We start from the raw sequence: 4,961 nt of genomic DNA on the forward strand, positions 1-4,961 counted from the left end.
GGGCCGGGGCCGGGGGCCCGCTCGCGTTCGGGGCTCCGCCGCGTGAGTGTCCGGGGCGGGAGCATGCGCTGGCGCTGGCGGCGGGCATCCTGGCGTCCGGAGCGGGGCACCGCTTCGCGCGGCTGCATCACCGGGATGCGCCGCTGCTGCTGCCCAATGCGTGGGACCACGCGTCGGCGGCTGCGCTGGTCGCCGAGGGGTTCGAGGCGGTCGGTACCACCAGCCTCGGTGTCGCCGCGGCGGCCGGGTTGCCGGACGGTGCCGCCGCCACCGCGGAGTCGACGCTGGCTCTGGCGCGGCAACTCGGCGGCGGGGGCTTGCTGTTCAGTGTCGATGCCGAGGGCGGCTTCAGCGACGACCCCGCGCAGGTGGCGGAGCTGGCGCGGCAGCTGTGGGCCGCTGGTGCTGCCGGGCTCAACCTCGAGGACGGCCGCGGGGACGGCACGCTCGCGCCCGCCGAGCTGCATGCGGCGAAGATCGCGGCGGTGAAGGCGGCGGTGCCCGGGCTGTTCGTCAATGCGCGTACGGATACGTACTGGCTGGGCTGTCGGCGGGAGGAGACCGAGGCCAGGCTGCTGGCGTACCAACGGGCAGGGGCCGACGGCGTGTTCGTGCCGGGGCTGTCCGACCCCGCCCGGATCGGTGCGCTGACCGCCTGCCTCGACGTACCGCTGAACATCCTCTACGCCCCCAATGGCCCGAGCCTGGCGGAGCTGGCCGCGCTGGGCGTACGCCGGGTCAGCCTCGGATCGCTGCTCTACCGCACGGCGCTGGGCGCGGCAGTGGCGGCGGCCCGGGCCGTGCGGGACGGCCGGGACCCGGCGGGCGGCGGGAGCATCCCGTCCTACGCGGAGGTCCAGGCGCTGAGCGGGTCGCAGGCGCGGGTCACGTCCGTCGGGCACTCGCAGTCCGCCGGCCCGGCTGGAGGAGGGTGCTGATGGCTTGCCGGTAGGCGGCGTACACCTGGGGGAGTTCGGCGAGGCGGGCGCGCTCGTCGATGCCGTGCAATCCCTCGTAGGGTACGCCGAAGCCGGCGGTTGCCGGAATGCCCTCGCCCGCCAGCAGGTTGCCGATGTTCGACGGCCCCGCGATCTTCGGCCGTACGGCGAGCCCGGCCTCGGCGGCGGCGTGCAGCAGCGCGCGGGCGGGCTGCTCGTCCTCGGCGAGATGGAAGGGCGGCCAGGCCGCGACGGGGGCGACCTCGGTCGGACGCGGAGCGGGCAGTTCCGTGTCGAGCCGGGCGGCTTCCCGGCGGACGAGGGCTTCCGCGTCGGGCGCTTCGAAACCGGGAGCCGTGCGGACATCGACGTTCAGTTCGCACAGGTCGGGGGTGACGGAGAAGCCCTGGCCGCCGTGGAGGGCGGTCACCGAGAGCTTCGGCGGCAGCGGAAAGCCCGAACCGGCGTGCGCGGTGGGCAGTTCGGCCGCGTCGAGGAGGCGTACGAGGTGGGCGGCGCGGGTGATCGCCCCGGTCACCGTGCGGCGCGATCCCGAGTGGCCGGATGTGCCGTGCACGGTGAGGGTGGCCCGCCACAGGCCGCGTCCCCCGACCACCACCTCGTCCGCTCCCGGATAGCCGATCAGCACCCCGGCGGGACGGGCCGCTGCGGGGTCGGCGAGGTAGGCGCGGGCGCCGCCGAAGCGGCCGGTGTGTTCGTCGGCGTCGAGCAGTATGGCCAGCCCGCCGTGCAGGGAGGCGGCGCGGGGCCGCAGCTCGGCGGCGAGGTGGCAGAACATCGCCGCGGCCAGCTTGGAGTCGGCAGCGCCGCGCCCCAGCAGCCAGCCGTCGGCGATATCGCCGCAGGCGGGCGGGAAGGACCAGGCGGTCTCGTCGCCGTACGGGGCGGTGTCGACGCAGGCGTCCAGCGTCCACCACGGGCCCGGCCGTCCGCCGGGGAGCTCGACGAGCAGCGCCACGGGCTCACGGGCGTCGCCGGTGCCGTCGGTGTTGCCGGCCGCGCCGGTGTCGCGGGTGTCGCCGTGCAGACGGCGGTACGGCAGGGAGTGCTCGGCCAGCCACTCCTCCAGTACGGCGAGGACGGGCCCGTAACCGTCGATGCCGGCCCGGCTGGGCCGCCGGATCAGCTCCTGGGCGAGTCGTACGACGGACTCCGCATCGGTCCGTGCCGCCTGCTGCACGTTCTCCCTCATACGCACATGGTGGCCCCGGAACACGGACCCACCCAGGCCCACCAGATATTGGAACGATGAGTCCATAACTGTTAGTGTGCCGCGCATGGCCCGGCCGAGACTGTTCGACGAGGAGCGGGCCCTGGATGCGGCGATGCTGGCGTTCTGGGAGAAGGGGTATGAAGCCACCTCCACCCAGGACCTGTGCGAGGCGACCGGTCTGGGGCGCAGCAGCATCTACAACACCTTCAGCAGCAAACACGACCTCTTCCGCCGGGCGTTGGCGCGTTACGTCGAGACCATGACCGCGTCCCAGCTGGAGATCCTGGAGGACGCCGAGCGGCCTCCGCTGGAGCGGATCGGGGCGCTGTTCGCGCGGATTGTCGAGCAGGAGTTCACGCAGCGCCGGGAGGGGAGAAGCATCGGCTGTCTGTCCGTGAACACCACGGTGGAGTCGGCGGCGCGCGACCCGGAGGTCGACCGGATGCTGGCCCGTGACCTGCGGGTGCGGCTCGACGCCCTGCGTGCCGTCATCGAGGCGGGGCAGCGGGCCGGTGAGATCGCGTCCGGCCGGGACGCGGAAGCGCTCGCCCGTTTTGTGAACGCCGTCATTGGCGGGATGCGGGTCTCCGCACAGGGTGGCGCCGACCGTCCGGCGCTGGAGGGGATCGCCGCCACGGCGGTGGACGCCCTCAGGGGCTGAGCCCGGCCCCGGCCCCGACCTCCTGAGGCAGCGGTAACCGCACTGCGCCGCGGTGTGGTTGACCGGCCATGCGCTGCGGCTTGCCGTGCCCACGTTTTGTACTGATCCATCCATAACAGCCGCGGTGGACGCCCGAAGGGCGCCCCACCGAACGACGTACTCGGGGAGTCAGGAATGCCACTGACCGTCTATCTCATGGCCGCGGGGATCTTCTCCATGGTCACCAGCGAGTTCCTGGTCGCTGGACTGATGCCGCAGATCGGGGACGGACTGGACGTCACCGTCTCGCAGGTCGGCTACCTCGTCACTGCCTTCGCCGCGGCGATGACCGTCGGTGGCCCGTTCCTCGCCGCCGGGGTGCTCCGGCTGCGGCCTAAGCAGGCGCTGTTGTTGCTGTTCGGGATCTTCCTGGCCGGCAATGTGCTGGCCGCTGTCGCCCCCGACTACGCCGTGATGCTCGTGGCGCGGATCGTGACCGGCGCCGCCTCCGCAGCGTTCCTGGGTGCGGCGATCTCGCTCAGCGTGCGGCTCGTGCGGCCCGAACTGGCCGGACGGGCCGTGTCCGTGGCGCTCAACGGGCTGATGCTGGGCACGCTGCTCGGACTGCCGGTCTCCACGTTCATCGGCGAACGGTACGGCTGGCGCGGCGCGTTCTGGGCCGTCACCGCCATGACCGTGCTCGCCGCCGCGGCGACGCTGGTGTGGGCGCCGCAGGTGGAACGGCAGCAGAGCGGAGGCAGCGGCGCGGGCGGCGGGCTCCGCCGGGAGCTGGGTGTGTTCCGTCATCCGAAGCTGTGGCTGGTGCTGTCCACCAGCACGCTAGTGATCGGGGCGACCTTCTCGGCGTTCAGCTACTTCAACCCGATCCTGACCGAGATCTCCGGCTTCTCCTCCGGAAGCGTGCCGCTGCTGCTCGTCGCCTACGGGGCCGCCAACCTGGTCGGCAATGTGATCGTGGGCCGCCTCGCCGACCGGTACACCATCCCCGTACTGCTGACCGGACTGCTCAGCAACGGCATCTTCCTGGCCGCCTTCGCGCTGCTGGCCGACGTCCCCGTCGCCGCCCTCGTCTTCATGCTGGCCATCGGACTGGTCGGCGTCACCATGAACCCGGCCATGGCAGCCCGCGTCCAGCGCGCGGGCAACACCGGCCCCCTGGTCAACACCGTGCACTCGTCCTTCATCACCCTCGGCATCATCCTCGGCTCAGCCCTCGGCGGCCTCGCCATCCCCCGCTTCGGCCTGACCTCCCCGGTGTGGATCGGCGTGGCAATGGCAGCCCTGGGTGCCCTCACCCTGATCCCGGACCTCCGCCACCGACCGCCACGCGGCCCCGCGAGCCCGGCGGAGCCCGAACACACGGAAGCGGCGGCCCAACCGACCGGCGTGGCCGGCTGAACCGCCGCGCGGCGGCGCAGGTTCAGGGCTTCCGCGAACTGATCCGGGTCAGGTCGATGTCGAGAGGACACGGCACCGAGACCTTGAGCCGCTCGTGGTGGATGCCTACGGGGACATAGGTCTGCGTGGCGGGCTCCAGCTCGAAAACGTAGACGACTGCCCTGTCGCCATCGTTCTCCACTCGCCAGAAATGCGGGATTCCCGCGGCTGCGTACTTGCCGGGCTTGGTGCTGCGGTCGCGGGTGAGCGAGTCCGGGGAGACGACCTCGACGGCGAGGAGCACGTCCTCGGGACGACAGGTCGTCTGCTGCAGACCTTCGTCGGCCTCTGCGCGTACGAGCATCACGTCCGGCTCGGGACGGTTCGACCGGTCCAACGTCACCGTCATCTCCCTGAGCACTTCCATGCTCGTAGGAGCCTGCTGCTCAAGTGACTGCGTCAGCAGATTCACCATGCGCATATGAAACTTGGCTCGCGGACTCACGAAGACGAGGCTCCCGTCGATCAGCTCCGTGTGGGGCGGAAGGTTGGGGAGCCGGTCCAGGTCCTCGGCCGTGTAGCCGCCCACGGGCGGCCGGGGCCATGCGTACTCGGGTTCGCGGTCCGGGCCGTACTCAGGCTCGACGCTCATCAGTGCTCCTCGGACTGCCGGTCTCCACGTTCATCGGCGAACGGTACGGCTGGCGCGGCGCGTTCTGGGCCGTCACCGCCATGACCGTGCTCGCCGCCG

The 4,961-nt window shown here is 72.0% G+C and carries 5 protein-coding genes; 3 read left to right on the forward strand and 2 right to left on the reverse strand.

Annotated elements, in window-relative coordinates; all coding sequences use genetic code 11:
* A partial coding sequence (locus ITI46_RS33050; protein ID WP_247746967.1) for an isocitrate lyase/PEP mutase family protein occupies positions 1-938 on the forward strand: 938 nt, incomplete at its 5' end.
* Here ITI46_RS33050 and ITI46_RS33055 read toward each other — a convergent pair.
* Positions 886-2,151 (reverse strand): M20 family metallopeptidase, encoded by a 1,266-nt coding sequence (locus ITI46_RS33055; RefSeq protein ID WP_209243636.1) that lies wholly within the window; start codon positions 2,149-2,151, stop codon positions 886-888. The two genes, ITI46_RS33050 and ITI46_RS33055, sit on opposite strands and share 53 nt — an antisense overlap.
* Before the next feature lie 85 nt (positions 2,152-2,236).
* Between ITI46_RS33055 and ITI46_RS33060 the strand changes: the two genes are divergently transcribed.
* Complete coding sequence (locus ITI46_RS33060) at positions 2,237-2,833, forward strand: TetR/AcrR family transcriptional regulator (RefSeq protein WP_209243637.1); 597 nt, start codon at positions 2,237-2,239, stop codon at positions 2,831-2,833.
* 174 nt (positions 2,834-3,007) lie between these two features.
* Complete coding sequence (locus ITI46_RS33065; protein WP_209243638.1) at positions 3,008-4,231, forward strand: MFS transporter; 1,224 nt, start codon at positions 3,008-3,010, stop codon at positions 4,229-4,231.
* Positions 4,232-4,253: 22 nt separating this feature from the next.
* Here ITI46_RS33065 and ITI46_RS33070 read toward each other — a convergent pair whose 3' ends face one another.
* On the reverse strand, positions 4,254-4,862 hold the full coding sequence (locus ITI46_RS33070) for a Uma2 family endonuclease (protein WP_209243639.1): 609 nt from the start codon (positions 4,860-4,862) through the stop codon (positions 4,254-4,256).
* Between the last annotated feature and the right edge of the window lie 99 nt (positions 4,863-4,961).

The sequence above is a fragment of the Streptomyces oryzae genome (genome assembly GCF_017676365.1).
GTDB lineage: Bacteria > Actinomycetota > Actinomycetes > Streptomycetales > Streptomycetaceae > Streptomyces > Streptomyces oryzae.

What these genes read in the sequence shown, in the direction of transcription:
- ITI46_RS33055 (WP_209243636.1), bottom strand. Translation starts at nt 2,151, where the DNA reads ATGAGGGAGAACGTGCAGCAGGCGGCACGGACCGATGCGGAGTCCGTC.
- ITI46_RS33060 (WP_209243637.1), top strand. Translation starts at nt 2,237, where the DNA reads ATGGCCCGGCCGAGACTGTTCGACGAGGAGCGGGCCCTGGATGCGGCG.
- ITI46_RS33065 (WP_209243638.1), top strand. Translation starts at nt 3,008, where the DNA reads ATGCCACTGACCGTCTATCTCATGGCCGCGGGGATCTTCTCCATGGTC.
- ITI46_RS33070 (WP_209243639.1), bottom strand. Translation starts at nt 4,862, where the DNA reads ATGAGCGTCGAGCCTGAGTACGGCCCGGACCGCGAACCCGAGTACGCA.